Source organism: Mesorhizobium sp. M0598, from assembly GCF_040320865.1.
Taxonomy (GTDB): domain Bacteria; phylum Pseudomonadota; class Alphaproteobacteria; order Rhizobiales; family Rhizobiaceae; genus Mesorhizobium.
This window is the reverse complement of record NZ_JAMYQL010000023.1, coordinates 33,991-54,743: the sequence shown is the minus strand read 5'-3', so window position 1 is coordinate 54,743 and position 20,753 is coordinate 33,991. Positions and strand designations below refer to the sequence as shown.

At 62.6% G+C, this 20,753-nt stretch carries 32 protein-coding genes and 1 pseudogene; 24 read left to right on the top strand and 9 right to left on the bottom strand.

The window, feature by feature from the left end; genetic code table 11:
• The first annotated feature begins 157 nt into the window (after positions 1-157).
• The 3 genes from NKI59_RS24265 to NKI59_RS24255 all read left to right on the top strand — a co-directional run bounded on the left by NKI59_RS24265 (position 158) and on the right by NKI59_RS24255 (position 1,901).
• Positions 158-559, top strand: a complete 402-nt coding sequence (locus NKI59_RS24265; RefSeq protein WP_051406115.1) for a YciI family protein — start codon at positions 158-160, stop codon at positions 557-559.
• Between the two features lie 86 nt (positions 560-645).
• Positions 646-1,338 carry an RNA polymerase sigma factor gene (locus NKI59_RS24260; RefSeq protein ID WP_352707344.1) on the top strand — a complete coding sequence of 231 codons (693 nt, stop codon included), beginning with the start codon at positions 646-648 and terminating at the stop codon, positions 1,336-1,338.
• Complete coding sequence (locus tag NKI59_RS24255; RefSeq protein ID WP_352707408.1) at positions 1,239-1,901, top strand: RNA polymerase sigma factor; 663 nt, start codon at positions 1,239-1,241, stop codon at positions 1,899-1,901. The genes NKI59_RS24260 and NKI59_RS24255 overlap by 100 nt, the downstream gene beginning before the upstream one ends.
• A gap of 282 nt (positions 1,902-2,183) precedes the next feature.
• Here NKI59_RS24255 and NKI59_RS24250 read toward each other — a convergent pair whose 3' ends face one another.
• Together NKI59_RS24250 and NKI59_RS24245 are read right to left on the bottom strand one after the other, a co-directional pair.
• Positions 2,184-2,612, bottom strand: a complete 429-nt coding sequence (locus NKI59_RS24250; protein ID WP_352707342.1) for a type II toxin-antitoxin system VapC family toxin — start codon at positions 2,610-2,612, stop codon at positions 2,184-2,186.
• Positions 2,609-2,851 carry a type II toxin-antitoxin system Phd/YefM family antitoxin gene (locus tag NKI59_RS24245; RefSeq protein WP_352468031.1) on the bottom strand — a complete coding sequence of 81 codons (243 nt, stop codon included), beginning with the start codon at positions 2,849-2,851 and terminating at the stop codon, positions 2,609-2,611. Before NKI59_RS24245 ends, NKI59_RS24250 begins: the two co-directional genes overlap by 4 nt.
• 193 nt (positions 2,852-3,044) lie before the next feature.
• Between NKI59_RS24245 and NKI59_RS24240 the strand changes: the two genes are divergently transcribed.
• From NKI59_RS24240 to NKI59_RS24215, 6 genes are all read left to right on the top strand, one after another.
• The gene (locus NKI59_RS24240; RefSeq protein WP_023716560.1) at positions 3,045-3,368 is read left to right on the top strand and encodes an ArsR/SmtB family transcription factor; all 324 of its coding nucleotides are present in this window, start codon (positions 3,045-3,047) and stop codon (positions 3,366-3,368) included.
• Positions 3,365-3,775 (top strand): SRPBCC family protein, encoded by a 411-nt coding sequence (locus tag NKI59_RS24235; RefSeq protein WP_352707340.1) that lies wholly within the window; start codon positions 3,365-3,367, stop codon positions 3,773-3,775. The genes NKI59_RS24240 and NKI59_RS24235 overlap by 4 nt, the downstream gene beginning before the upstream one ends.
• A gap of 71 nt (positions 3,776-3,846) precedes the next feature.
• Positions 3,847-4,239 (top strand): VOC family protein, encoded by a 393-nt coding sequence (locus NKI59_RS24230; RefSeq protein WP_352707337.1) that lies wholly within the window; start codon positions 3,847-3,849, stop codon positions 4,237-4,239.
• A gap of 87 nt (positions 4,240-4,326) precedes the next feature.
• A complete protein-coding gene (locus tag NKI59_RS24225; protein ID WP_023716563.1) occupies positions 4,327-4,557 on the top strand; it encodes a hypothetical protein in 231 nt (76 codons plus the stop codon).
• Between the two features lie 4 nt (positions 4,558-4,561).
• The gene (locus tag NKI59_RS24220) at positions 4,562-5,032 is read left to right on the top strand and encodes a DUF1801 domain-containing protein (RefSeq protein WP_352451013.1); all 471 of its coding nucleotides are present in this window, start codon (positions 4,562-4,564) and stop codon (positions 5,030-5,032) included.
• 109 nt (positions 5,033-5,141) lie between these two features.
• Positions 5,142-5,522, top strand: coding sequence for a DUF1801 domain-containing protein (locus NKI59_RS24215; RefSeq protein WP_502897041.1), 381 nt, complete (start codon positions 5,142-5,144; stop codon positions 5,520-5,522).
• Here NKI59_RS24215 and NKI59_RS24210 read toward each other — a convergent pair whose 3' ends face one another.
• A complete protein-coding gene (locus tag NKI59_RS24210) occupies positions 5,523-6,431 on the bottom strand; it encodes a dihydrodipicolinate synthase family protein (protein WP_352707334.1) in 909 nt (302 codons plus the stop codon).
• A gap of 10 nt (positions 6,432-6,441) precedes the next feature.
• Complete coding sequence (locus tag NKI59_RS24205; RefSeq protein ID WP_352707332.1) at positions 6,442-6,669, bottom strand: hypothetical protein; 228 nt, start codon at positions 6,667-6,669, stop codon at positions 6,442-6,444.
• A gap of 26 nt (positions 6,670-6,695) precedes the next feature.
• Here NKI59_RS24205 and NKI59_RS24200 point away from each other — a divergent pair, with 26 nt between their 5' ends.
• From NKI59_RS24200 to NKI59_RS24175, 6 genes are all read left to right on the top strand, one after another.
• The gene (locus NKI59_RS24200) at positions 6,696-7,793 is read left to right on the top strand and encodes a Gfo/Idh/MocA family protein (RefSeq protein WP_352707329.1); all 1,098 of its coding nucleotides are present in this window, start codon (positions 6,696-6,698) and stop codon (positions 7,791-7,793) included.
• Between the two features lie 10 nt (positions 7,794-7,803).
• Positions 7,804-8,463: a ThuA domain-containing protein gene (locus NKI59_RS24195; protein ID WP_352707327.1), complete on the top strand. Its 660-nt coding sequence runs from the start codon at positions 7,804-7,806 to the stop codon at positions 8,461-8,463.
• A 152-nt stretch (positions 8,464-8,615) separates the two neighbouring features.
• Complete coding sequence (gene uxuA, locus NKI59_RS24190) at positions 8,616-9,815, top strand: mannonate dehydratase (RefSeq protein WP_352707325.1); 1,200 nt, start codon at positions 8,616-8,618, stop codon at positions 9,813-9,815.
• The gene (locus tag NKI59_RS24185) at positions 9,812-10,726 is read left to right on the top strand and encodes a PfkB family carbohydrate kinase (protein WP_352707323.1); all 915 of its coding nucleotides are present in this window, start codon (positions 9,812-9,814) and stop codon (positions 10,724-10,726) included. Before uxuA ends, NKI59_RS24185 begins: the two co-directional genes overlap by 4 nt.
• Before the next feature lie 97 nt (positions 10,727-10,823).
• Entirely contained in the window at positions 10,824-11,606 is a 783-nt protein-coding gene (locus tag NKI59_RS24180; protein ID WP_352623163.1) for an SDR family NAD(P)-dependent oxidoreductase, read from the top strand.
• Between the two features lie 70 nt (positions 11,607-11,676).
• Positions 11,677-12,438 (top strand): GntR family transcriptional regulator, encoded by a 762-nt coding sequence (locus NKI59_RS24175; protein ID WP_352623164.1) that lies wholly within the window; start codon positions 11,677-11,679, stop codon positions 12,436-12,438.
• Here NKI59_RS24175 and NKI59_RS24170 read toward each other — a convergent pair.
• From NKI59_RS24170 to NKI59_RS24160, 3 genes are read right to left on the bottom strand one after another with little or no spacing between them, the layout of a single operon-like run.
• On the bottom strand, positions 12,424-12,612 hold the full coding sequence (locus NKI59_RS24170; protein WP_352623165.1) for a hypothetical protein: 189 nt from the start codon (positions 12,610-12,612) through the stop codon (positions 12,424-12,426). The two genes, NKI59_RS24175 and NKI59_RS24170, sit on opposite strands and share 15 nt — an antisense overlap.
• An 8-nt stretch (positions 12,613-12,620) precedes the next feature.
• The gene (locus NKI59_RS24165) at positions 12,621-12,749 is read right to left on the bottom strand and encodes a hypothetical protein (protein WP_280952094.1); all 129 of its coding nucleotides are present in this window, start codon (positions 12,747-12,749) and stop codon (positions 12,621-12,623) included.
• Positions 12,750-12,754: 5 nt separating this feature from the next.
• Positions 12,755-12,970 carry a DUF2934 domain-containing protein gene (locus NKI59_RS24160; protein WP_352623166.1) on the bottom strand — a complete coding sequence of 72 codons (216 nt, stop codon included), beginning with the start codon at positions 12,968-12,970 and terminating at the stop codon, positions 12,755-12,757.
• 219 nt (positions 12,971-13,189) lie between these two features.
• Here NKI59_RS24160 and NKI59_RS24155 point away from each other — a divergent pair, with 219 nt between their 5' ends.
• The 9 genes from NKI59_RS24155 (at position 13,190) to NKI59_RS24115 (ending at position 19,614) form a co-directional block, all read left to right on the top strand.
• A complete protein-coding gene (locus NKI59_RS24155; RefSeq protein ID WP_352623167.1) occupies positions 13,190-13,588 on the top strand; it encodes a hypothetical protein in 399 nt (132 codons plus the stop codon).
• Positions 13,585-14,805 (top strand): Nramp family divalent metal transporter, encoded by a 1,221-nt coding sequence (locus NKI59_RS24150; RefSeq protein WP_352623168.1) that lies wholly within the window; start codon positions 13,585-13,587, stop codon positions 14,803-14,805. Before NKI59_RS24155 ends, NKI59_RS24150 begins: the two co-directional genes overlap by 4 nt.
• On the top strand, positions 14,805-15,167 hold the full coding sequence (locus tag NKI59_RS24145; protein ID WP_352623169.1) for a hypothetical protein: 363 nt from the start codon (positions 14,805-14,807) through the stop codon (positions 15,165-15,167). The genes NKI59_RS24150 and NKI59_RS24145 overlap by 1 nt, the downstream gene beginning before the upstream one ends.
• Complete coding sequence (locus NKI59_RS24140; RefSeq protein ID WP_352623170.1) at positions 15,167-15,505, top strand: hypothetical protein; 339 nt, start codon at positions 15,167-15,169, stop codon at positions 15,503-15,505. The genes NKI59_RS24145 and NKI59_RS24140 overlap by 1 nt, the downstream gene beginning before the upstream one ends.
• 34 nt (positions 15,506-15,539) lie before the next feature.
• Complete coding sequence (locus NKI59_RS24135; RefSeq protein WP_352707320.1) at positions 15,540-16,826, top strand: SDR family oxidoreductase; 1,287 nt, start codon at positions 15,540-15,542, stop codon at positions 16,824-16,826.
• The gene (locus tag NKI59_RS24130) at positions 16,826-17,299 is read left to right on the top strand and encodes a DUF2269 family protein (protein ID WP_352593714.1); all 474 of its coding nucleotides are present in this window, start codon (positions 16,826-16,828) and stop codon (positions 17,297-17,299) included. The genes NKI59_RS24135 and NKI59_RS24130 overlap by 1 nt, the downstream gene beginning before the upstream one ends.
• 268 nt (positions 17,300-17,567) lie before the next feature.
• Positions 17,568-18,296: a hypothetical protein gene (locus NKI59_RS24125; protein WP_352623171.1), complete on the top strand. Its 729-nt coding sequence runs from the start codon at positions 17,568-17,570 to the stop codon at positions 18,294-18,296.
• Positions 18,293-18,688, top strand: coding sequence for a phage holin family protein (locus tag NKI59_RS24120; RefSeq protein WP_352707318.1), 396 nt, complete (start codon positions 18,293-18,295; stop codon positions 18,686-18,688). Before NKI59_RS24125 ends, NKI59_RS24120 begins: the two co-directional genes overlap by 4 nt.
• Positions 18,685-19,614: a hypothetical protein gene (locus NKI59_RS24115; protein ID WP_352593711.1), complete on the top strand. Its 930-nt coding sequence runs from the start codon at positions 18,685-18,687 to the stop codon at positions 19,612-19,614. The genes NKI59_RS24120 and NKI59_RS24115 overlap by 4 nt, the downstream gene beginning before the upstream one ends.
• Positions 19,615-19,909: 295 nt before the next feature.
• Here the strand turns inward: NKI59_RS24115 and NKI59_RS24110 are convergent, their stop codons facing one another.
• Positions 19,910-20,431, bottom strand: a complete 522-nt coding sequence (locus tag NKI59_RS24110) for a ferritin-like domain-containing protein (RefSeq protein ID WP_352707404.1) — start codon at positions 20,429-20,431, stop codon at positions 19,910-19,912.
• A 107-nt stretch (positions 20,432-20,538) separates the two neighbouring features.
• A pseudogene (locus NKI59_RS35165) lies at positions 20,539-20,733 on the bottom strand (c-type cytochrome); the annotation flags it as partial.
• Between the last annotated feature and the right edge of the window lie 20 nt (positions 20,734-20,753).

Sequence of the window (20,753 nt, the reverse complement as noted above, 5' to 3'; positions counted from 1 at the left end):
CTCGATATCGCGCCATCGCGATTCCTGACCAGGGGAGCCGCGATCGGCGGCTTTCTCCTCAACCTCGAAAAAAATTTGCAGGACAATGTCGATTTCCTAAACTCCGTTCGTCGTTTCGATGCCGGCCGGTGAGTCCGGCTCAACAAGGAGACAGACGATGCGTGTGATGGTGCTCGTGAAGGCTACCGAGGACAGCGAAAAGGGCTTTGTCCCCACGCCCGAGGCGAAGGAGGCGATGGAGGCGATGGGCAGGTTTAACGACGAGCTGCGCAATGCCGGCATCTTGCTCGACGCCGATGGCCTCAAGCCCTCCTCGCAGGGCAAGCGCGTTGCGTTCGATGGTCCCCGCCGGACGGTCATCGACGGGCCTTTCGCCGAGACCCGCGAACTGGTCGCCGGCTTTTGGCTCTGGGAAGTCAAGGACATGGACGAGGCTGTCGCCTGGGTGAAGCGCTGCCCCAATCCCATGCCCGGACCGAGCGAGATTGAAATCCGGCCGCTGTACGAGATGGCTGATTGGCAATGGGAATCTGACGCCGGAGGTCACGGAAATCCATGACCGGACGCGCAAGAAGCTCAGCGGCAACTGAACCTGTCGGCCGCAACCTGCTTTGCCTTCGTTATGGCTTTGGCCGATAAGGCAGCATGACGGCAGGCGAGACGCAGCAGGCGATCGAGGCGATTTTTCGCATTGAACGAGCCCGGCTCATCGCGGGCCTGGCCCGCCTCGTGCGCAATGTCGATCTTGCAGAGGAACTGGTGCAGGACGCCCTGGTCATAGCCTTATCCGAATGGTCCAGGACCGGCGTTCCGGCCAATCCCGGCGCTTGGCTGATGACGGTCGCCAAACGCCGCGCCATCGACGCGATCCGTCACGACAAGATGCGCGAGCGCAAGCATGAGGAGATCGCGCGGGAGCTGGACGGCGAGTGCGATGGTACGGCCGAGGGAAACGAAATGGCCATGAACGACGATCTTGGCGACGAGCTGCTGGGCCTCATCTTCACAGCCTGCCACCCCATACTTTCGCCCGACGCCCGCGCGGCCCTCACGCTGCGTGTCATCGGCGGCCTGACGACAGACGAGATCGCCCGTGCTTTCCTGTCGAGCGAGGTGACGATCGCCCAGCGCATCGTCCGCGCAAAGAGGACGATCGGAAAGGCCGGGCTCAGCTTCGAGGTGCCGCGCGGCGCCGAGCGTGCGGCGCGTCTGTCCTCGGTGCTGGAGGTCATCTACTCATCTTCAATGAAGGCTATGCTGCCACGGCAGGCGACGACCTTGTCCGGCCGAGCCTGTGCCTGGAGGCACAACGGCTCGGCCGCATGCTGGCGGGGTTGATGGCCGAGGATGCCGAGGTGTTCGGCCTGCTGGCTCTGATGGAAATCCAGGCATCGCGCCTGCCGGCACGCATCGGGCCGGACGGCGCCCTCTTGACCCTGACCGAGCAAAACCGCGCGCGCTGGGACCAGCTGCTGATCCGCCGAGGCCTTGACGCGCTGGCCCGTGCCGAAGCCCTCGGGGGCGATGGCCCCTATGTGTTGCAGGCCGCGCTTGCAGCCTGTCACGCGCGGGCGCGCAGTCCGGCCGACACCGACGGGCCCCGGATCGCAGCGCTCTACGACCGGCTGCGTGCAGTGATGCCCTCGCCGGTGGTCGATCTCAATCGAGCGGTCGCCCACAGCATGGCCTTCGGGCCCGAAGCGGGCCTGCGGTTGGTAGACGAGATTGCCGACGCCGCCGCCTTGCGCAATTATGCGCCATTGCCGGCGGCGAGGGGCGATTTTCTGTTTCGGGCCGGCCGGCTGGCCGAGGCCCGCGCCGAATTCGAGGCTGCGGCCAAGCTCACCCGCAACGTGCGCGAGGCGGCCTTTCTCCTCGCCCGCGCAGACGCTTGTGGTTGACAGCATCGCTCTCCGTGCCGGACACGCCGCTCGGCAACATCGAAAGCCGCCAGTTCGCTCCCGGCCAGCCCCCTTCAATGAGCGTGATCAGCTCGCAACGCGAAAGGGATTAACGATGCGCAAGCCTTCGTCGAGCGCCATTCCGTGCTGCATGTCCTCTGACCAGAGTGTATCGCAGCCAACGTGAACCGCCGCGGAGGCGATCATCGCGTCATAAGTGGAAAGGCCGTACCGCTCGGCGAGCCTCAATCGGTTTATTCATTTTGGAGGAGAGGGCCTCGATCATGCCAGCAACTGCGTCGGCACGCCGAGAATCGGTCCTGCCTCGGCGAGCCGCTGGTCGAGGGTCCACACCGTGGCGCCATGCTCCGATGCCGTCGCGAGGTGCAGGGCGTCGCCAGCACGAAGCCCGAGCATATGCTGATCGGCGAATTTCGCGGCGACCCGAAAATGCCCGCCCGTCACCGGCAGCACGGTGAAGCTCTCAGCGACAAGCTTATTGAACATCGCGAGCGCTGCCGCGCGTTGCTCCAGGTCGATCTGTCCGGTCCGAAGCTTGATCGCCATGGCGGAGGACATCTCGGTGATGGTCCAGTCGCTGATCACAAGTTGCGCTGGGTCCTGCTCCGCCAGCCAGCCCTGAACGCGCGCGGTCATGGCTTCGTTGGATAGTGCCGCGATGATCAGCGAAGTATCGAGATAGGACGTCAATAGCGATCGCCATCTCGCATCGATCGCACCAGATCGGCGGCAGCCTGGGCCTGCAGAGGCATGGTTGCGGTCAGGGATTGGAGCAGGACGGCGTCGATCCGTTTGCGAGGGCGGGCCACGGCCGTGAGCCTGGCGACGGGCTTGCCACGCCGGGTTATGTCGATCGAGTCTCCAGCCTCGACCCGGTCGACGAGCTCACTCAGATGTGCCTTGGCGTCCGCCAAATTGACCGCGTCCATCTCAGCTCCTGACCATGTAGATGGTCATGTAGCGTATAACGCGTGACAATTCCAGTGCAGAGCACGGCGAATAAGCAACTGGCTGCGTGAGCGAAGCAGGTGACCTGCAACGAGAATTATGCCGCTTCCCGCTTGACCCACACATATCCCGGTGGTTATACATCGATCAATAGCCGAAGGGTTATCGATCCCAATGCCAAACGCTCACGATGTACTCTTCAGAACGCTTGCCGATCCGACTCGGCGCGCTATTTTTGAGCGGCTGTGTCGCGAAGGAGAGCAGACGGTCGGGGCTCTGACGGCTCAGGCCGGGATCTCGCAACCGGCCGTGTCAAAACATCTCGGCGTTTTGAGGCAGGCCGGGCTCGTGCGCGACCGCCATGCAGGGCGACAGACCCATTATAGCGCGCAGCTTGCTGCGCTTGCCCCCCTGATTGACTGGACAAGCCAGATGACCGGGTTCTGGCAGAGCCGGTTCGACGACCTCGAAGACCTGCTCAAAAGGATGGACCAGTGAACGAAATGGCGACCGAAACGCTCTCCGTCGTTGTTGAACGGGAAATCGCTTATCCGCCCGAGAAGATCTGGCGCGCGCTCACGCAACCACACTTGATCGAGGAGTGGCTCATGAAAAATGACTTCAAACCTGTCGCGAACCACCGCTTCAATCTTCACGCAGACTGGGGCGCTGTCGAATGTCAGGTGCAGACGGTCGAGCCGAACAGAACACTGACTTACACGTGGGATACCAAGGATCTCAAGAGTGTCGTCTCCTGGACCCTCACCCCCACGAGCACCGGAGCCCGCTTGCGCATGGAACAGTCGGGCTTCCGGCCGGATCAGCAGCCTTACTTCCGGGGTGCCAAAGTCGGCTGGCCGAGGTTCTTTGACGATCTGGAGCAGGTTCTGGCGCGGACGGACTGAGATCCGCTGGGCTATCCAAGCAAGGGCTCTGTTACAGAGCGACATCACGAGGCGATAATGGAGGCAAGCCAGTGAAGATCAAGTTGGCCAAAGTATACGTGGACGACCAGGAAAAGGCACTGGGCTTTTACACCGAAACGCTCGGCTTTACCAAGAAGACCGATTTCAGCAATGGGCCGTTTCGCTGGCTGACCGTTGGATCACCCGACGAGCCGGACGGTGCCGAGCTGCAACTCGCGCTCAATGACAACCCCGCTGCAAAGACCTACCAGCAAGCCATTTTCCAGCAGGGCCAGCCCGCGGTCATGTTCTTCACCGATAACGTCAAGGGCGACTACGAGCGCATAAAAGCGCGCGGCGCCGAGTTCACGATGCCGCCGACCGAAGTAACCGGCTCGACCATCGCCCAGCTGAACGACAACTGCGGCAATCTCGTTCAAATCACCCAACTGGCGCGCTGGTAAAGCATGCGTTCAGTGGCGTGGCTGCCCGGCGGGAGTCGCCAAACGGGCCGCCCGATCCGCTTCGGTTCGTCTTCAGAGGAGGTCTCAATGGATTGGAACAAATGGGTTCGGCAGATCCACCGCTGGCTGTCGATTATCTTTGCGGCGGTCGTCGCCGCCATCTTCATCAGCCTGGGAGCAGGCAAGGAACCCGCCTACTGGGTATACCTCTTGCCGCTGTTTCCACTCGGCTTGCTCCTGCTTACCGGTCTGTACATGTTCGTGCTGCCTTACGCTCCCAAGTGGCGCAACGCAGGGGGCACCGGCGCATTGGAGTGAACGCATGGCCAACAAGACGTCCATCAAGTCAGCGGCGGTCGCGAAGAAGCCCGCCGCCAAGCCTGCAGCCGCCAAGCCGGTCCTCCTCGCAGGCGGCAACCCGCAGATCCCGAAGGGTGATGGTGACGCTCCTGTGCAGGCCTACATCGCGGCCATGCCGGGCTGGAAACGCGATGTCGGCCGCCGCCTCGACGCACTCATCGAGCGCAACGTTCCCAACCTGCGCAAGGCCGTCAAATGGAACTCGCCCTTCTATGGCGTAGAGGGTCAAGGCTGGTTCCTCAACTTCCATTGCTTCACAAAGTACATCAAGCTGGCTTTCTTCCGCGGCACGTCGCTGCATCCTGTCCCTCCAGGCGAGTCCAAGCACAAGGACGTGCGCTACCTCGACATCCGCGAGGACGACCAGCTCGACGAAGCTCAACTCACCGACTGGGTAAGGCAAGCCAGCCAGTTGCCTGGCGAGCGAATGTGAGTGGAATGCGAGTCATTCCCGCAAACCCGGTGCCGACTAGCGGTATTCATGTGACGGGCGAGCGGCAACAACCCTGGGGAAAGCGACAATGGTGATGAAGAGTGGCTCTATGGAAGGAAATGCAGAGAGCTCCCCCTCGCAGCTGATAGATGCGAGGATCAGTGAGCTGGGCGATTGGCGAGGCAAGACGCTTTCCCATGTCCGCGCTCTCGTCAAGCAGGCTGACCCGGAAGTGGTCGAGGAGTGGAAGTGGCGAGGCGTTCCGGTGTGGTCGCACGCCGGAATAATCTGCACCGGCGAGACCTACAAGAACGTCGTGAAGGTGACCTTCGCAAAGGGCGCCTCCCTGCCGGATCCTTCAGGCCTGTTCAACTCCAGTCTCGAAGGCAACACCAGGCGCGCCATCGATATCCGTGAGGGCGAAGACATAGATGAGAATGCGTTCAAGGCGCTGATACGCGCTGCTGCCGCCCTGAACACGGCCCGATAGTCAGCTCCGGCCGATATGGTCGGCTAGCGGGCCGAAAGCGGCGAGCAAAGCTTCGCCGGTGGCTTGCGTCGCGTTCTCATGCGGCGCGCGCAGGTTCAGCCAGCGTCTGTCGCCGGACCGTACCGCCAGCACTGCCTTCATCGCGGAGATGAGGCCGGCGTCCTGGATGATTTTGCGGAACGCCTTGATGGCGGCATCCGCGTCAGTAATGTCCTCTCCCGCCAGCGCTGCGTCGTAGAGGGCCCGGATCGCTGCGGCATTCAGATTGACCGTCGCCGAGATGCACCCCGCAGCACCGTTGGCGAGGCCTTTCGTCAGCTGTGCTTCCGAACTAGGGAACACCGCGACCCTTGGGGCTGCCGCAATGACCGCCGCGGTGTTGTTCCAATCGCCGGCGCTGTCCTTGTAAGCCACCACGACATCCGGAAACGCTTGGCTCAAGCGGGCGGTCAGCGCCGGGCTCACCGATACGCCGGAATTCTGCGGGATGTGGTAGAGGATCATCCTCATCGCCGGGTTCGCCACCCGTTCGATCAGCTCGCCATAGTAGCGGGCCTGTCCGTTGTCGCCGGCGGCCGTATAGAAGAACGACGGCAGCACCATCACCCCGGCACAGCCGAGCCCGACGGCATGCGCCGTCAGCTCGACGGTCTCGGCAAGTGCTGTGACACCAGTGCCGGGCATCAGATGGCTTGGCGAAATGCCGGCCTCGACCAGCCACTCCAGCGCTTGCATGCGCTCGCGCAACGAGACGGACAAGGCCTCGCCCGTGGTGCCGAACGGCGACAGGAAATGCGCTCCCTGATCCAGCACCCATTTGGCGTGGGATATCCAGAGATCGCGGGCGATCCGGCCGTCGTTTTCGAACGGCGTCAGGATCGGTGCGATGGTTCCTTGTGGGCGGATCATGTGCGTCCTTCTACGGGTGAAAATCTGTGCTGTGCTCAAAGCCGGCATCAAAAATGTCGAGCAAGCTACATGAAGCAATGTTGCTGAGTACCGGCCGTTCGACCTCGAAAGCAAGCGGCTCGCGCATAGGCGCGCGATTGTGATCGGGCGGCGGTTCTGAGGCTCTCGAGGTATATCCTTGTACGGGATAACGTCGTCTGGCCGAAAGGGGGGTGACAAACGAGTTCTGCTGTTTCATCAATGCCGCCTTTTGAGGAGAAGCCCATGCGGAGGATCGGTGTCGGCATTATCGGCTGCGGCAACATTTCGGATGCCTATCTGAAGGCATCGCCACAATTCCCGGTGCTCGACATTGTCGGCGTCGCCGACGTCAACCGGACGGCGGCCGAGGCCAAGGCAGCGGCCTACGGCCTGGCTGCCATGCCGGTTGACGCGCTGTTGGCCGATCCGCGCGTCGAGATCGTGCTCAACCTGACGACGCCGCAGCATCATGTGCCGGTCGGCCTGCAGGCTGTCGGGCAAGGCAAGCACGTCTATTCCGAGAAGCCGCTGGCAACGACGCTCAGCGACGCCGAGCGGCTGGTCGCGGCCGCGCGCGAAAAGGGCGTGCGCGTCGGCTGCGCACCCGACACCTTTCTTGGCGGCTCCCACCAGACGGCGCGGCGGCTGGTCGATAAGGATACGGTCGGGACCATTGTCGCCGGCTCTGCCTTCATGCAGGTGCCCGGCCACGAACTCTGGCATCCCAATCCGGATTTTTACTATCAGCCTGGCGGTGGGCCGATGCTCGACATGGGACCGTACTATCTGACCTGCCTGGTCAATCTCCTTGGTCCGGTAAAATCCGTGACCGGGCAGGCGAAGTCATCCTACGCCACCCGCACCATCGGTTCTGGACCGCGCCAGGGCGAAACCATCCGGGTCGAGGTGCCGACCCATATTTCCGGCCTACTCGCATTCGAGAATGGCGCCGCGGTCTCGATCACCACCAGCTTCGACGTGTGGAAGCATGAACACAATCACATCGAACTTTACGGAACCACGGGCTCGATGATCGTCTCCGATCCCAACCAGTTCCAGGGCGACATCAGGACCAGCCAGCGCAAGGGCGACTGGACGGTAGCCGATCAGATCCATTCCTATGGCAACGGCAACTACCGGGGCCTCGGCCTTGCCGACATGGCGCAGGCGATCGTCTCCGGCAGACAACACCGCGCCAGCCTCGATCTTTCCCTCCATGTCCTGGAAATCATGGAATCGATCATCTCTTCATCTGAGACAGGGCGGCGTATCGATCTCAGATATGGCTGCGCCCGGCCGGCGCCGATGCGCGCCGATCTGCCTTTTGGAATTCTGGAATAGGAACAATGCGATGAGCAAGACGGCACTGATTTTCTGGGGCGGCTGGGAAGGTCACACCCCGGCCCGAAGCGCCGAAATCGTCAAGGAGATGCTGGCCGGCAACGGCTTCGACGTGCAGCTGGAGCAGGGGACTTCGGCGCTTGCCGATCCGCAGCTGAGCAAGCTCGATCTCATCGTCCCGGTGATCACCATGTCGACGATCGAAAAGTCGGAGCTGCAAAACCTGACCAGCGCCGTCGGGGCCGGCACCGGCCTTGCGGGCTTTCACGGCACGATGTGCGACAGCTTCCGCAACGAGCCGGAATACCAGTTCATGACCGGCGGCCAGTGGGTCGCCCATCCCGGCAACATCATCGACTATCACGTCGACATCACCAGGCCGGGCGATCCGGTCATGCAGGGCATCGACAGCTTCGCCTACCGTTCAGAGCAGTATTACATGCATGTCGATCCGACCAACGAGGTGCTGGCGACGACTACTTTCACCGGCGAGCATCTCGATTTCATCGCCGGCGTCGTCATGCCGGTTGTCTGGAAGCGCCGCTACGGCAAGGGCCGCGTCTTCTACAGCGCGCTCGGGCACACCGCCGACGAGTTCGCCGTGCCGCAAATGCGCACGATGTTCGAACGCGGCGCGATTTGGGCCAGCCGAAACTCGGATCTTGGATAGCCGTTCAATCTGAACGCCACGTACCTTTGTAATCTCTCATAGGGCGGCCGCCCGAACGCGGATACAGGCACTGGGCTGCGGCAAGCAATTGACTGCCATGGTAGTATCCAATACACCAGCGGTCATCGAGAAATTCCGCAGCTGGAGGTCGAATGGAGCAGACGTGGCGATGGTTTGGGCCGAGCGACGCGGCAACGCTTGCCCATGCCAGGCAGGCCGGCGCGACCGGCATCGTGACGGCACTGCACGACATCCCTTACGGCGAAGTCTGGCCGATCGACGCCATCAGGCAGCGCCAGGCGCTTATCGAGGCGGATCCGGCGATGGGCCTCAAATGGAGCGTCGTCGAGAGTGTGCCCGTGCACGAGGACATCAAGCTCGGCCGCGGCGATCTCGACCGGCTCTACGACAATTTCAGGCAGACCTTACGCAATCTCGGCGCCTGCGGTGTGCGCACGGTCTGCTACAACTTCATGCTGATCCTCGACTGGACCCGGACCGACCTGGCTGCGCCGCTGCCGGGCGGCGGACGGGCGCTCCGCATGAACATGCACGAGCTTGCCGCGTTCGATTGCTACATGCTGCAGCGCAAGGGATCGGAGCGCGACTATGCGTCCGATGTTCTCCAGCGGGCGAGCGAATGGTTCGAGACGACGCCGGATACGTCAAAAGAGCGTCTGCTCGCCAACATCATGGCCGGCCTGCCAGGCGCCTTCAAGCGCTATGACGTAGCGGAATTGCGCGAAGTGGTGGCCGAGCAGTCGAGCCTGTCGCACGACCGGCTGCGCGAGAACCTCGTCCGTTTTCTCGAAAACGTGCTGCCGGCGGCCGAAGAGGCGGGCGTCACGTTGGCGATCCACCCGGACGATCCGCCGCGCGATCTCGTCGGCCTGTGCCGGATCGTCAAGAACGCCGACGACATCGCCTTTATCCTGGACGCAGTGCCATCGGCTAATAGCGGTCTTACCTTGTGCACGGGGTCGCTGGGCGCCAACCCGGCCAATGACGTGCCCGACATCGCCAGCCGCTTTGCGCACAAGATCAACTTCGTGCATCTGCGCAACGTCAGCAAGGACCCGGACGGCTCGTTCATGGAATCCGAGCATCTGAGCGGCGATGTCGACATGGTCTCGGTGGTTTCGATCTTGCTCGACGAGCAGCAACGCCGCCGCGACGCCGGCGAACCGGCGGCGTTGCTGCCGTTTCGCCCGGATCATGGCCATGAGCTGATCGATGACGCTGCGCGGCACACCCATCCCGGCTATCCCGTGATCGGCCGTCTTCGCGGCCTTGCCGAATTGAGAGGCGTGATGACGGCGATTGCCCATCAGCGCGGCTACCGGCTGCAATGACGGCGCCCCGCCTGCTTTGCGTCGGCGCGCTCACCTACGATACGATCTTGCGCCTCGATGTCCTGCCCTCCGGCGCCGGCAAGTTCCTGCCAAGCGAGGCCGTGCAGCTCGCGGCCGGCATGGCAGCAAGCGCCGCCGCGTCGGCCAGCCGCCAGGGCGGGCAAGTCTGGCTATGGGCAAGCGTCGGCAACGATGCCGTCGGCCGCGACGTCATCGCCCAGATGGAGGCGGAGCGGGTCGACTGTTCGCTGGTGCGAAAGGTCGAGGGCGGCCGCTCGGCCATTGCCACGATCCTGGTCGATGCCGCCGGCGAGCGTATGATTGTGCCCTTCTACGATGCAGTCACGCAAGCCGATCCTGACCGTCTTCCGCCCGCGGATTTTTCCCGCTTCGACGTCGTGCTGGTTGATGTCCGCTGGCCCGGAGCCGCGGCCCTGGCGCTGGCGAAGGCTCGCGAGTGCGGCATCCCGGCGATCCTTGACGCCGATGTCGCTTCGCGACCGGTGCTCGACCGGCTGCTGCCGCTCGCCTCGCATGTCGTTGCTTCGCTGCCGGCGGCACGCATCCTTTGCGGTCCGGAGATATCCGCCGGTTCTGCCGTCGCCATTCTCGGCGAACGGACCGGCGCCTTCGTGGCGGTCACCGATGGCGCGAACGGCACCGTGTTCCGCTACTCGGGCAGCAATGACGTCCATCATCTGCCGTCGCCGCGGGTCGAAGCCGTCGACACCCTGGCGGCAGGCGACGTGTTCCACGGCACCTTCGCTCTCGGCCTGGCCGAAGGTTGGGACGAAGAGCGGGCGATAGCAGTGGCCAGCGCCGCCGCCGCCCTGAAATGCCTGCGCTTTGGCGGACGTCTTGGCGCACCGACGCGCGCGGAAACGCTGGCTTTCATGCAAGGAGCGACATGATGCCGAACACGCTTGGGCCGGCTCGGTGGAAAGAGCACGTCAAGTGCGCCCGTCGACTACCATGGCAGTCGCTGCGCAACTGTTCGAGGGAGGATAAATGGCTGAGTTCAAAAAACGCGCACTGGTCACCGGGGCGGCCATGGGCATCGGCCGTGCTGTCGCCGAAAGACTGGCCGAGCAAGGCGTCGACCTGATCCTGTTCGACCGGGCGGGCGATCAGTTGGATGAGGTAGCGGCGCAGCTTTCGGCGAGCGGCGTGACCGTGCACACCGTGCTTGGCTCGACCGCCGACACTGAGGCCTGTGGCCGCGCCGTCGAGCTTGCCCGGTCCGCGTTCGGCGGGCTCGACATGCTCTCCCACAATGCCGGCATCCAGCGTTACGGAACGGTGGAGACCACGGACGAGGCACTTTGGGACGAGGTGATGAACGTCAACCTCAAGGCTGCCTACCTGCTCTCCCGCGCGGCGATGCCGCTGCTGCGGCAAAGCCGCGGCGCCATCGTCCATATGAGCTCGGTGCAGGGTCTGGCCAGCCAGGAAGGGGTTCTGGCCTACAGCACGGCCAAGCACGGCCTGATCGGCCTGGTCAAATCGATGGCCGTCGACTATGCGCCGCTCGGCGTGCGCGTCAATGCCGTCGCTCCGGGTGCGGTCGACACGCCGATGCTGCGGGATGCGGTGAAACTCAACGATAAGCCCGACGAGATCCTGCGCATCCTCGACAATATGCATCCGCTCGGCCGTACCGCCCGGCCGCAAGAGATTGCCGCAGTCGTCGCCTTCCTGCTGTCCGACGATGCCTCCTTCGTCACCGGCGAGGTCGTACGCGTCGATGGCGGCCTGCTGGCGCGCATCGGCGGTTCTCCGCGCAAGGAATAACCTCGGCGCTGCTGCTTGCGCAGGCATTTCATGAACGGCTTGAAGCTGCAGAGCCTATAAGGGGTCGCCGATGGCAGGGCTTTTGGGAATGCGGACCATCACCGAGGGGCGGTTGGGCGAAACCGGCCCCGGCGTATCGGTCGCGGCGAGGACGTTCGAGGTTCTGCTCGACCAGATCCTGACCTTCCGTCTGAAGCCGCATGAAGTGATCTCGGAAAAGGCGATGTCGGAAGCCCTCGGCGTGAGCCGCACGCCGGTCAGGGAGGCGCTCGCCCGGCTGGCCGGTCTTGGCTTGATCGACATTTATCCGCAGCGCGGCAGCATGGTGGCCCCGCTCCGGATCGCCGATCTCGAAAAATCGCAGTTCCTGCGCGAATCGCTCGAAGTCGGCCTGATCAAGCGTGCGGTCGAGAGCCCGCGTCGCGCCGACCTGCTCGCCATGCTGAAAGGCGAACTGGCCGTCCAGGAGACGTTCGCCTCCATCGCGGACGACAGGCGCTTTTTCAAGTCGGACGAGCTGTTCCACCAGCATATCGCCAGCCATGCCGGCTTCCCCGGAATCTGGGCCGACATCAGCGCGGCGAAGCTGCACATGGACCGCTTCCGTTTCCTGTCTTTCCCGCGCCTCGACAGCATGTCGGTGGTTCTCGGCCAACATCGGCGGATTGTCGATACGCTCGAGCAGGCCGACGCGCTTGCGGCGGAAGAGGCGATGCGAACGCATCTTCGCCGCATCTTCGAGGTGCTCGAAATCGTCCAGGAGCGCTATCCCTATTATTTCGAGGCAAACGGCAGTGTGAGCCCGCTTTCGGCCGGCTCAATCCAAGCTTGAGCCTTTCTTGCGCGCTTCCGAAGGCGTCTTGGTCTTGCTGCCGGATTTGTCGGAAGCTGGCTCGGCTTTGCGATTTTGACCCTCGCCGCCTTGCTCCTTGCGGAGCTGCTTTTCCACTATCGATCGCGATCCTTCTGCCGGGTCTTGTTCAGGATGAGTATCGGTTCCCGTCATGTCGGCTCCTATCCATTTTGATCAATTGCGTGCGGCGTGGGCTGACCTCCGCCGCCGGTTCTGTCGCGCCCGATCATCAGCCAGGCGGCGAACAGCACGACCAGTACGACCACGATCCAGGCGACGAAACGAGGCATCGGCCTCATGTCCCTCGCCGCCGCTTACTGCCACGCGCCTCGGGACTGGAGCCGGCCCCGACCGTTGGATCGGGCACGACCGGACCGCGTTCGGCCTCGGAACCCTCAGCTTCGATCTCCTGCACGGCCTGATCCCAATGCTCGCGCTCGCGTCCTTGGGGACGGCCTTCACGCTCCCAGATCTCATGGGCTCGCTGCCTGATACGCTCTTCCCTGTCCATGACTTTTGCCTCCTCATCCCCCTAATCCGGCGATCGGTGGTTTGTTCCGGGCTGCCAAGGCAGTTCATCGCGGTTAGTTGACGTGATCACCCAGCGCTCTAGATCAAACTTCGCGCCGAAGTCGCTTGGTGCGGGGAGAACAATCGTGTGGCAGCAACGCTACAAGCCCGTATTGTAAATGCCGTTACAGCCGTCGATCTTCGACCAGACCGCCCGTGCTTGCTGCTGATAATATTTGTATTGACGGCATGCTCGCCTTCCGACCAGGTCGAGCAGCAGTCGAAAACCGCGGCTTCCGCCACACAGACCGCATCGCTGGTGCTGGATGCCTGGGCTTCAGGGGCGGCCCCCTCGAAATACACGTCGCGCACCTTGCAATCGGTCGGCAAGACGCTCGCCGATGCCCGTGCGCAAATCCAGTCGGCCAAGTCGCCTGAAGCCAGCGAGCAAGCCGGTCTGACGGCGGCAGTCGGACAGCTTTCGACGGTGGTGACACGCGCCGCGGCGGCAGTGCAGGACGGCAATCGCCCGGAAGTGGAACACGCGCAGCACGATCTTTGGGCTGCCGCTGCGGCCCTGAACGCGTCCCAGGCCAAATATTTCGCGCCGAAACCATGAAGAAGCTGCTCGAAATATCGCTTGGCGTCGTTACCAGCGTTGGCGGCTTTCTCGAGATCGGATCGATGGCAACCGCCGCTCAGGCGGGCGCGGCGTTCGGGTTCCAGCTGATCTGGGCCGTCGTTCTGGGCGTGATCTGCATCATCTTCCTGGTCGAGATGGCCGGCCGGTTCGCCGCCGTAAGCCATCACACCATCGCCGACGGCATCCGGGAACGGTTTGGCTTCAACGCCTTTCTATGGCCGCTGCTTGCGACTTTGCTGGTCAACTTCCTGGTCATGGCAGCGGAGATTGGCGGTGTTGCCATTGCGCTCGAGCTCGCCACCGGCATCGGCTTTCAGTGGTGGGCGCTGCCGGTCGCTTTTCTGGTATGGCTGTTCCTCTGGAAAGGCACGTTCGGCTTCATCGAAAAAGGCGTCTCGATCCTCGGTCTCGTCACGCTGTGCTTCGTGGTTGGCGCTATCATGCTGAGACCCGATTGGGGGCAGGTCGCGGCCGGCGCCGTGCCCACTCTGCCGGACCACGACGCGGCCAAATACTGGTTCATGGCGGTCAGCATTCTTGGCGCGTCGATATCGCCTTACCTGTTCATGTTCTATTCGTCGGGAGCGATCGAGGATCAGTGGGACAGGAGCTATCTCGGAGCCAATCGGGCGATTGCCGGCATTGGCATGAGTTTTGGCGGCACGATCGCGATCGGTGTGCTGATCGTGGCGGCGCTCGTGCTGGCGGCGCACGGCATAGAGCAGGTCGACGACTACCATCAATTGCCGCTGATGCTGATCCAGATCTTCGGTTTCTGGGGATTCATCCTGTTCGTCGCATCGCTCGGCATTGCCTGCTTCGGTGCCGCGCTCGAAATCGGGCTGCAGCAAGCCTATCTCGTGGCGCAGGGTTTCGGCTGGACGTGGGGCGAGGACCAGAAACCGCGCGACGATCCCGGCTTCAGCACCGTCTACACTGTCTCGCTGTTTCTCGCCGCCATTCCGATCGCACTGGGTCTCGATCCGCTGAAGCTAACCATCTTTTCCATGGCGCTGACGGCCGCCAGCCTGCCGCTGACCGTGGTGCCGTTCCTTTTCCTGCTGAATGACGAGCGTTATGTCGGCGAGCACCGCAATGGCATGATCGCGAATGCCGCGGTCATCTTCATCATTGCGCTCGGTTTCGTGCTCGCGATCGTGACCATTCCTTTGCAGATATTCGGAGGCACGTGATGGATTTGCTACGCGACATTCTGGACAAGCAAGTGGTCGACCGCGAGCAGGTCAAGATCGGCAAGGTGGACGGTCTGGTGGCGGAACTCAGGCCAGGCAAGCCGCCCAAAATCGTTGCGGTCGAGCTCGGCTCGATCACGCTGGCGCGTCGGCTTGGCGAGCGACCCGGGCGCTGGATGGCGCGGGTTGCGGCAAGGCTCGGCGGCAAGCGCCATGCCGAGCCGCACCGCATCGCCTGGAACAAGGTGCGCGACATCGGCGTCGACATCGAGTTCGATATCGACGTCCGCGAAACGGCGATTTTCGACTGGCAGGACTGGCTGCGCGATCATGTCATTGGGCGTATTCCGGGAGCTGGATGATGGCCACCGTCAATCTTGAGCAATTGGCTGGCAGGAATGTGCTTTCGCAGCGCGGCAAAAGCATCGGCCGTATCGAGGAGATACGCGCCGAACCGGATGGCGACAACCTGGTAGTTGCCGATTACCACGTCGGCATCTACGCGGCCTTCGAGCGTCTGTCCGCTTCGGCCATCGGCATTGCGGTCCTCGACGCCTTTCGATTGCGCAGTCGCGACAGCGTGTACCGCATTCCCTGGGACAAGCTCGACATCTCCGACCCGGCGCGGCCGCGGTTGTTATGCACGACGGAAGAACTTTCCGGTATGAAGGGGAGTATCGAGGGCGATAAACCGGAATGAACGATACTTTCCCGCCGTCGGAGAATGGGGTCCAGTGAAAGTCCTGGTTACCGGCGCCACCGGCCTGATCGGTGCCTCCGTCGTGGCACGCCTTCTTTCCGAAAGGCATGAGGTGATCGGATTGGTCCGCAGCCCCGGCGCAAGCCGGGCCGGCAATTATCAATTGCTGGTGCTGGACATGGCGGCGGCGCTGCAGCCCGAAGACTGGCTACCGCATCTCAGGGGTGTCGACGCCGTCGTGAATTGTGCCGGCGTCCTGCAGGACAGCCCTCGCGAAAAGACGCGCGAAGTCCATCGCGATGCGGCGGCAGCACTCTTCCTCGCCTGTGCGCGGGCAGGGGTTGCCCGGGTAATCCACTTCTCGGCGATAGGCGTCGATCGGGCGCAGCCTTCGGCATTCTCGGCGACGAAACTGGCCGGCGACCAAGCGCTTATGGCGCTTGATCTGGATTGGGTGATCCTGCGCCCGTCCGTGGTGCTCGGCCGGCCGGTGTTTGGGGCCAGCGCATTGTTTAGGGGTCTCGCCTCGCTGCCGGTGCTGCCGTCCATGCCCGGCACCGGCCGGCTCCAGGTGGTACTACTCGACGATGTGGTCTCAACAGTCGTCTTCCTTCTCGATCCCGACAGTCCATCTCGCGTCGTGTTGGAACTTGTCGGTCCCGAACAGCTGAGCATGGACGAGGTCGTCGGCAGCTATCGCCAATGGCTCGGCTGGGCTCCTGCAGCCAGGTTTGTCTTGCCGGCGGCTGTTGCAAGGCTTCTCTACCGCCTCGGCGACCTTGCCGCGATGTTCGGCTGGCGTCCACCGATGCGCACCAACGCGGCCAGAGAGATCGCCCGAGGAGCGGTTGGAGATCCCTCGGACTGGACCGCCGCGACCGGCATACGCCCGCAAACCCTGGCGGGCTTCCTCGCGCTCAATCCGGCAACGGTGCAGGAAAAATGGTTTGCCCGGCTGTATTTCATCAAGCCTGCGATCTTCGTCGTCCTGCCCGTCTTCTGGATCGTGACGGGTATTGTGACGCTGACCACCGGCTATAACGGTGGCATCGAGCTGATGCAAAGCACGGGGGCTGGCATCTTGTCGGCGCCGACCGTGATAGCCGGTGCTCTTGCCGACATCGCCGTCGGCGCGCTCCTAGCCTGGCGGCCAGCGACGCGAAAAGGCCTCTATGGCGGCATCGCGCTCTCGCTCTTCTACCTGGTCGTCGGAAGCTTCCTGAGCCCCGATCTGTGGAACGACCCGCTTGGGCCGTTGCTCAAGGTGTTGCCGATCCTGGTGCTGCACTTTGTGGCCTTGGCAGTGCTGGAGGAGCGTTGATGCTCTATTTCCTGCTGAAATTTCTGCATGTCATCGGCGCATCCGTGCTGCTTGGTACCGGCGCCGGTATCGCTTTCTTCATGCTGCTCGCCCACAGGACCGGCAATGCCGCGACGGTTGCGGCGGTGGCGCGTATCGTCGTCGTCGCCGACTTCCTTTTCACCGCGACGGCCGTGGTCGCGCAGCCTTTGACCGGAGCCGCGCTCGCCTGGCAGGCAGGCTACTCGCTGTCGGAGGGCTGGATCGTACTTTCGATCGCGCTCTATATCTTCACCGGAATGTTCTGGCTCCCGGTCGTCTGGATGCAAATGCAGATGCGCAAGCTGGCATCGCAAGCCGCCGCTGCAGGCGCGCCGTTGCCGCCGCGCTATCATAGGCTCTTCTGGCTGTGGTTCGCCTTCGGCTTCCCCGCCTTCGCTGCCGTGCTCGGGATTTTCTGGCTGATGATCGCGCGGCCTGCGATCGAGTGGTAGGTCGCAGGCAGGTCCCACTGCGATAATGCCCAGTCAAAGCACTACGGAAAAATTCCGGCCCATGCAGCGCCATGTGCCGGAGCGGACCTGCGCCTCGACCTGTAAGTCGCACCGGAGTCCGGTCTCGTATCATTTCCAACCGCGCGCTCACCGCCATCGGCACAGGACAAGATCCCGTCTTGAGGCTGGTTAGGCTTCGCTTACCAAAAAAGATGACGTCTGAGGGAACACGGGAAGCACAGGCAAGTTCGGTGCGCAGTGGAGGAGATTGCGCCATGAACAGTGTTATTTATCTCATCGGCCTTGTCGTCGTCGTGCTTGCAATCCTCTCCTTCCTCGGATTCCACTAGGAGACACCATGCAGGACCAGGACGATCAGGGCCGTCAGACGGCCGATTTCGAGACCGCCAGAAGCGAGCTTTCAGAAAGACTACAACGGGAAAAGCAGACCGCGACGGAAGCGCTCCACGATGCGCGTGACGAGATCACCAGGAAAGCCGGAGATTACGCATCGGAAGCAAAGCAAGCGTTGTTCAACAAGGCTGAGGGAACGCAGCGCGACGTGAGCGCCAATCTCAAGGCCTTCGGCGGCGCATTGCGCGCGGCAAGCGAGCATCTTGCCAATAATGATCAACGGACCGCTTCGAAATTCGCCCTTGACGCCGCAGGCGGGCTCGAGCGGCTTTCCTCGTCCCTGAAGGATAAACCGTTCGACGAGGTGCTTGGCGAAATTCAGTCGTTCGGCCGTGAAAACTCGGGGGCGCTGATCGCCGGTTCGGTATTGGCAGGCCTGGCGTTGGGGCGGTTCATCAAGAGCTCGCCACCCTCTGCCCAAACCGGAGCACCGGGCCAGTCGGGAACAGGCCGGGCGCCCGAGACGGGTCCTAGCTCGAATGAGTCGGGATGGCGATCGGTAGAGGCAGTTGAGCCGGCCCCGCTAGGATCCGATCAGTCCGGCGATGACTGGGCCAATGCAAGCCTGGAGCGAAACCCATGACTGACAATCAGGACACTCGCAGCCTGACAACCCTTGTCAGCGATCTGGCACAGCAGGTCACAACACTGCTTCAAACCGAAAGCAGGCTGTTGCGGACTGAAATGTCGGAAAAGGTAAGCAAGGCCGGCGCCGGCGCCGTGGAGGTAATGGGAGGCGCCATTTGCCTGCTCGCCGCCCTGATGGTGCTTTTGCAGGCGCTGGTGATTGCCTTGGCGAGCGCCGGGCTGGGAGCCGGATGGTCCTCGCTGCTCGTCGGCGTCGTGGTGGCAGTACTGGGCGTCATACTCTTGCGCTCCGGCAAGGCAAGCATGGCTCCCTCAGAGTTGACCCCCGACCGGACACAAGACCAACTTAAACGCGACGCACGCGTGATCAAGGAACAGATAAGATGACCGACAAATCCGCAGCCGAGTTGGAACGCGATGCTGATATTGCGCGCGCCAGAGTGGCAGATACCGCAGACTCGATCCGCAGCAAGATGACACCGGGCCAACTGATCGACGAATTCACCGGGATGTTCAGCGGCGAGGGATCCGCCATGCTCAGCAATCTTAAGACTCAGGTCAGGGACAATCCGTTGCCGCTTACATTGGTCGGCGCGGGCCTGGCCTGGCTGATGCTTGGCAAGGGCACCTCGGTAGACAGTTCAGCACCTGGTGCCTATTCGACCGGCAGGGAACCTGACGGCAGCCGAAACGTCTCTGACGAGCGGAGCTTGGGCGGGGCCTGGCAGGACTCACGCGGCGATGAGTACGGTGCCGAGGGCGAAGCTTCCGCCGGCTCCATGCTCTCCGATGCCGCTCGTTCGGCTGCGTCCGTGGCAGGCGGTGCGACTGAGGCTGTGGCAGACGTTGCGAGCGGCGCCAAAGAAAGATTGAGAAGCACAGCCGGGCAGGTCGGCTCGGCCGCGACCGATATGACGGGCCGGGTGCGGCAGTCGGCGCAGGACCTGTTCCAGCGCGAACCTCTGGCAATGGCCGCGGTGGGCCTTGCCGTGGGCACAGCCATCGGCGTGATGCTGCCTCACACCGCCGCGGAAGACGCGCAACTCGGCCCTTACCGCGACAAGCTTCGTGACAGTGCCGAAGAAGTCTTTGAAGAAGGCGTGGAGCAAGCCAAGCAGGTCGCCGCCGAAGCATATGAGACTGTAAAGGAAGAGGCTGACCGACAGGGTTCCAGCGGCGACGCCGAGACGTTGGTCGACCGCGTCGAGAAAGTCGTGAAAAAGACGGCAAGCAAAACCGAGGAAGCCATTCGCGATCGTTTGCCGGAGACCGACGAGGCTCCCAAATCGAACGAGTCTCCCGAAACGACGTGATAGCGCTGCGGTCGTTCGTGGCGATTCCAACCGCGGGTCGCCTCGCGGTTGAACATCGAAGTCGGCGCAACCTTCCGCAGACAAATGTGATCGCGGCGCTGAAGTCATTAGCCGAGGCGCTCCGGTCCGTTCCGATTCTTCGCTTGAATCCGTTCGGTTCTTCGGGCTGCATGAAGCGTGTCTGGCCAACGGCGTGGCGTGCAGTCTTAGCAGCACTGTCCAATAAAAAAACAACCACCCCGTCAATTCGACTGGGTGGTTGCCAGGAATTCCTCTCGGCCAGCGGCGGGGCGGCTTAACTTTTGGCGGTCTCTCCCGCCTCACGCAGCCTGGCGTATTGCAAGGTGACGCCGCGCAGGTTCTGCTTCAACCAGTCGGCCATTTTCTCTTCTTCGCTGAGATTCTGCTGAAGAGAGTTGATCGCCTGATTAAACCCTCCGGCCTCCCCGAGCACGAGCAATGAGTTGTAAGCCGCTATCTCGTAATTTTCGAATGCAAAGTTGGCGAAGCTGTTCTTGAGGATTTCGTCGCCGGCTACGGAATGTCCCATCGCGGCCATGCTGCCGACCATCGACATAGCCGTATCCTTCAATGTGGAATGGTCCTCACCGAGGCCATCCAGAATGGATTCCAGGCGGGCGATCTGCCCTTCGGTCTCCGTGATATGCTGCTGCAGGCGGTCGGCGACCTGCGGATAGTTCTCGATCCGCTTGACCTGAGGCTTCATGATCGACAGTGCTTGGTTCTCCATGGCGTGGGCATTGCGCAGCCCGACAATGAAGATCGAGCGGGTTTCGGAATTGACATCAGTGTCCATAGCATTTCCTCGCGGTTTGATCGGTAGAACCAAACCTCGGCCTTGCCGATTTGTTCCTGGCGAGATGTTGCAGCCAACCCTGCTCTTCAAGAAATGCTGCAACAAAGTCATTTCAGCGAGTAGAGGTAGGCAGCGACGTCCCGCGCCTCCTGCTCAGAAATCCTGGTCGAAGGCATTGCCGTATGCGGATTGATCTCCCTTGCCCCACGGATCCACCGAATCAGGTTCTCCGGCCTATTGCGCAAGACGCCGCCGACATAGACCCGGGTGGGCAGGCTTGCGTCGAGGCGTGGACCGACTAACCCTTGCGCACCGGGAACGC

Bases quoted from the DNA above. Each gene is read 5' to 3' on its own strand.
- NKI59_RS24150 (WP_352623168.1), top strand. From the start codon at position 13,585: ATGAAGAAGCTGCTCGAAATATCGCTTGGCGTCGTTACCAGCGTTGGC.
- NKI59_RS24175 (WP_352623164.1), top strand. From the start codon at position 11,677: ATGGCAGGGCTTTTGGGAATGCGGACCATCACCGAGGGGCGGTTGGGC.
- NKI59_RS24240 (WP_023716560.1), top strand. From the start codon at position 3,045: ATGCCAAACGCTCACGATGTACTCTTCAGAACGCTTGCCGATCCGACT.
- NKI59_RS24170 (WP_352623165.1), bottom strand. From the start codon at position 12,612: ATGACGGGAACCGATACTCATCCTGAACAAGACCCGGCAGAAGGATCG.
- NKI59_RS24110 (WP_352707404.1), bottom strand. From the start codon at position 20,431: ATGGACACTGATGTCAATTCCGAAACCCGCTCGATCTTCATTGTCGGG.
- NKI59_RS24260 (WP_352707344.1), top strand. From the start codon at position 646: ATGACGGCAGGCGAGACGCAGCAGGCGATCGAGGCGATTTTTCGCATT.
- NKI59_RS24165 (WP_280952094.1), bottom strand. From the start codon at position 12,749: ATGCCTCGTTTCGTCGCCTGGATCGTGGTCGTACTGGTCGTGCTGTTC.
- NKI59_RS24160 (WP_352623166.1), bottom strand. From the start codon at position 12,970: ATGGACAGGGAAGAGCGTATCAGGCAGCGAGCCCATGAGATCTGGGAG.
- uxuA (WP_352707325.1), top strand. From the start codon at position 8,616: ATGGAGCAGACGTGGCGATGGTTTGGGCCGAGCGACGCGGCAACGCTT.
- NKI59_RS24200 (WP_352707329.1), top strand. From the start codon at position 6,696: ATGCGGAGGATCGGTGTCGGCATTATCGGCTGCGGCAACATTTCGGAT.
- NKI59_RS24185 (WP_352707323.1), top strand. From the start codon at position 9,812: ATGACGGCGCCCCGCCTGCTTTGCGTCGGCGCGCTCACCTACGATACG.
- NKI59_RS24145 (WP_352623169.1), top strand. From the start codon at position 14,805: ATGGATTTGCTACGCGACATTCTGGACAAGCAAGTGGTCGACCGCGAG.
- NKI59_RS24195 (WP_352707327.1), top strand. From the start codon at position 7,804: ATGAGCAAGACGGCACTGATTTTCTGGGGCGGCTGGGAAGGTCACACC.
- NKI59_RS24265 (WP_051406115.1), top strand. From the start codon at position 158: ATGCGTGTGATGGTGCTCGTGAAGGCTACCGAGGACAGCGAAAAGGGC.
- NKI59_RS24210 (WP_352707334.1), bottom strand. From the start codon at position 6,431: ATGATCCGCCCACAAGGAACCATCGCACCGATCCTGACGCCGTTCGAA.
- NKI59_RS24140 (WP_352623170.1), top strand. From the start codon at position 15,167: ATGGCCACCGTCAATCTTGAGCAATTGGCTGGCAGGAATGTGCTTTCG.
- NKI59_RS24225 (WP_023716563.1), top strand. From the start codon at position 4,327: ATGGATTGGAACAAATGGGTTCGGCAGATCCACCGCTGGCTGTCGATT.
- NKI59_RS24130 (WP_352593714.1), top strand. From the start codon at position 16,826: ATGCTCTATTTCCTGCTGAAATTTCTGCATGTCATCGGCGCATCCGTG.
- NKI59_RS24205 (WP_352707332.1), bottom strand. From the start codon at position 6,669: ATGAAACAGCAGAACTCGTTTGTCACCCCCCTTTCGGCCAGACGACGT.
- NKI59_RS24180 (WP_352623163.1), top strand. From the start codon at position 10,824: ATGGCTGAGTTCAAAAAACGCGCACTGGTCACCGGGGCGGCCATGGGC.
- NKI59_RS24120 (WP_352707318.1), top strand. From the start codon at position 18,293: ATGACTGACAATCAGGACACTCGCAGCCTGACAACCCTTGTCAGCGAT.
- NKI59_RS24245 (WP_352468031.1), bottom strand. From the start codon at position 2,851: ATGGACGCGGTCAATTTGGCGGACGCCAAGGCACATCTGAGTGAGCTC.
- NKI59_RS24115 (WP_352593711.1), top strand. From the start codon at position 18,685: ATGACCGACAAATCCGCAGCCGAGTTGGAACGCGATGCTGATATTGCG.
- NKI59_RS24220 (WP_352451013.1), top strand. From the start codon at position 4,562: ATGGCCAACAAGACGTCCATCAAGTCAGCGGCGGTCGCGAAGAAGCCC.
- NKI59_RS24215 (WP_502897041.1), top strand. From the start codon at position 5,142: ATGGAAGGAAATGCAGAGAGCTCCCCCTCGCAGCTGATAGATGCGAGG.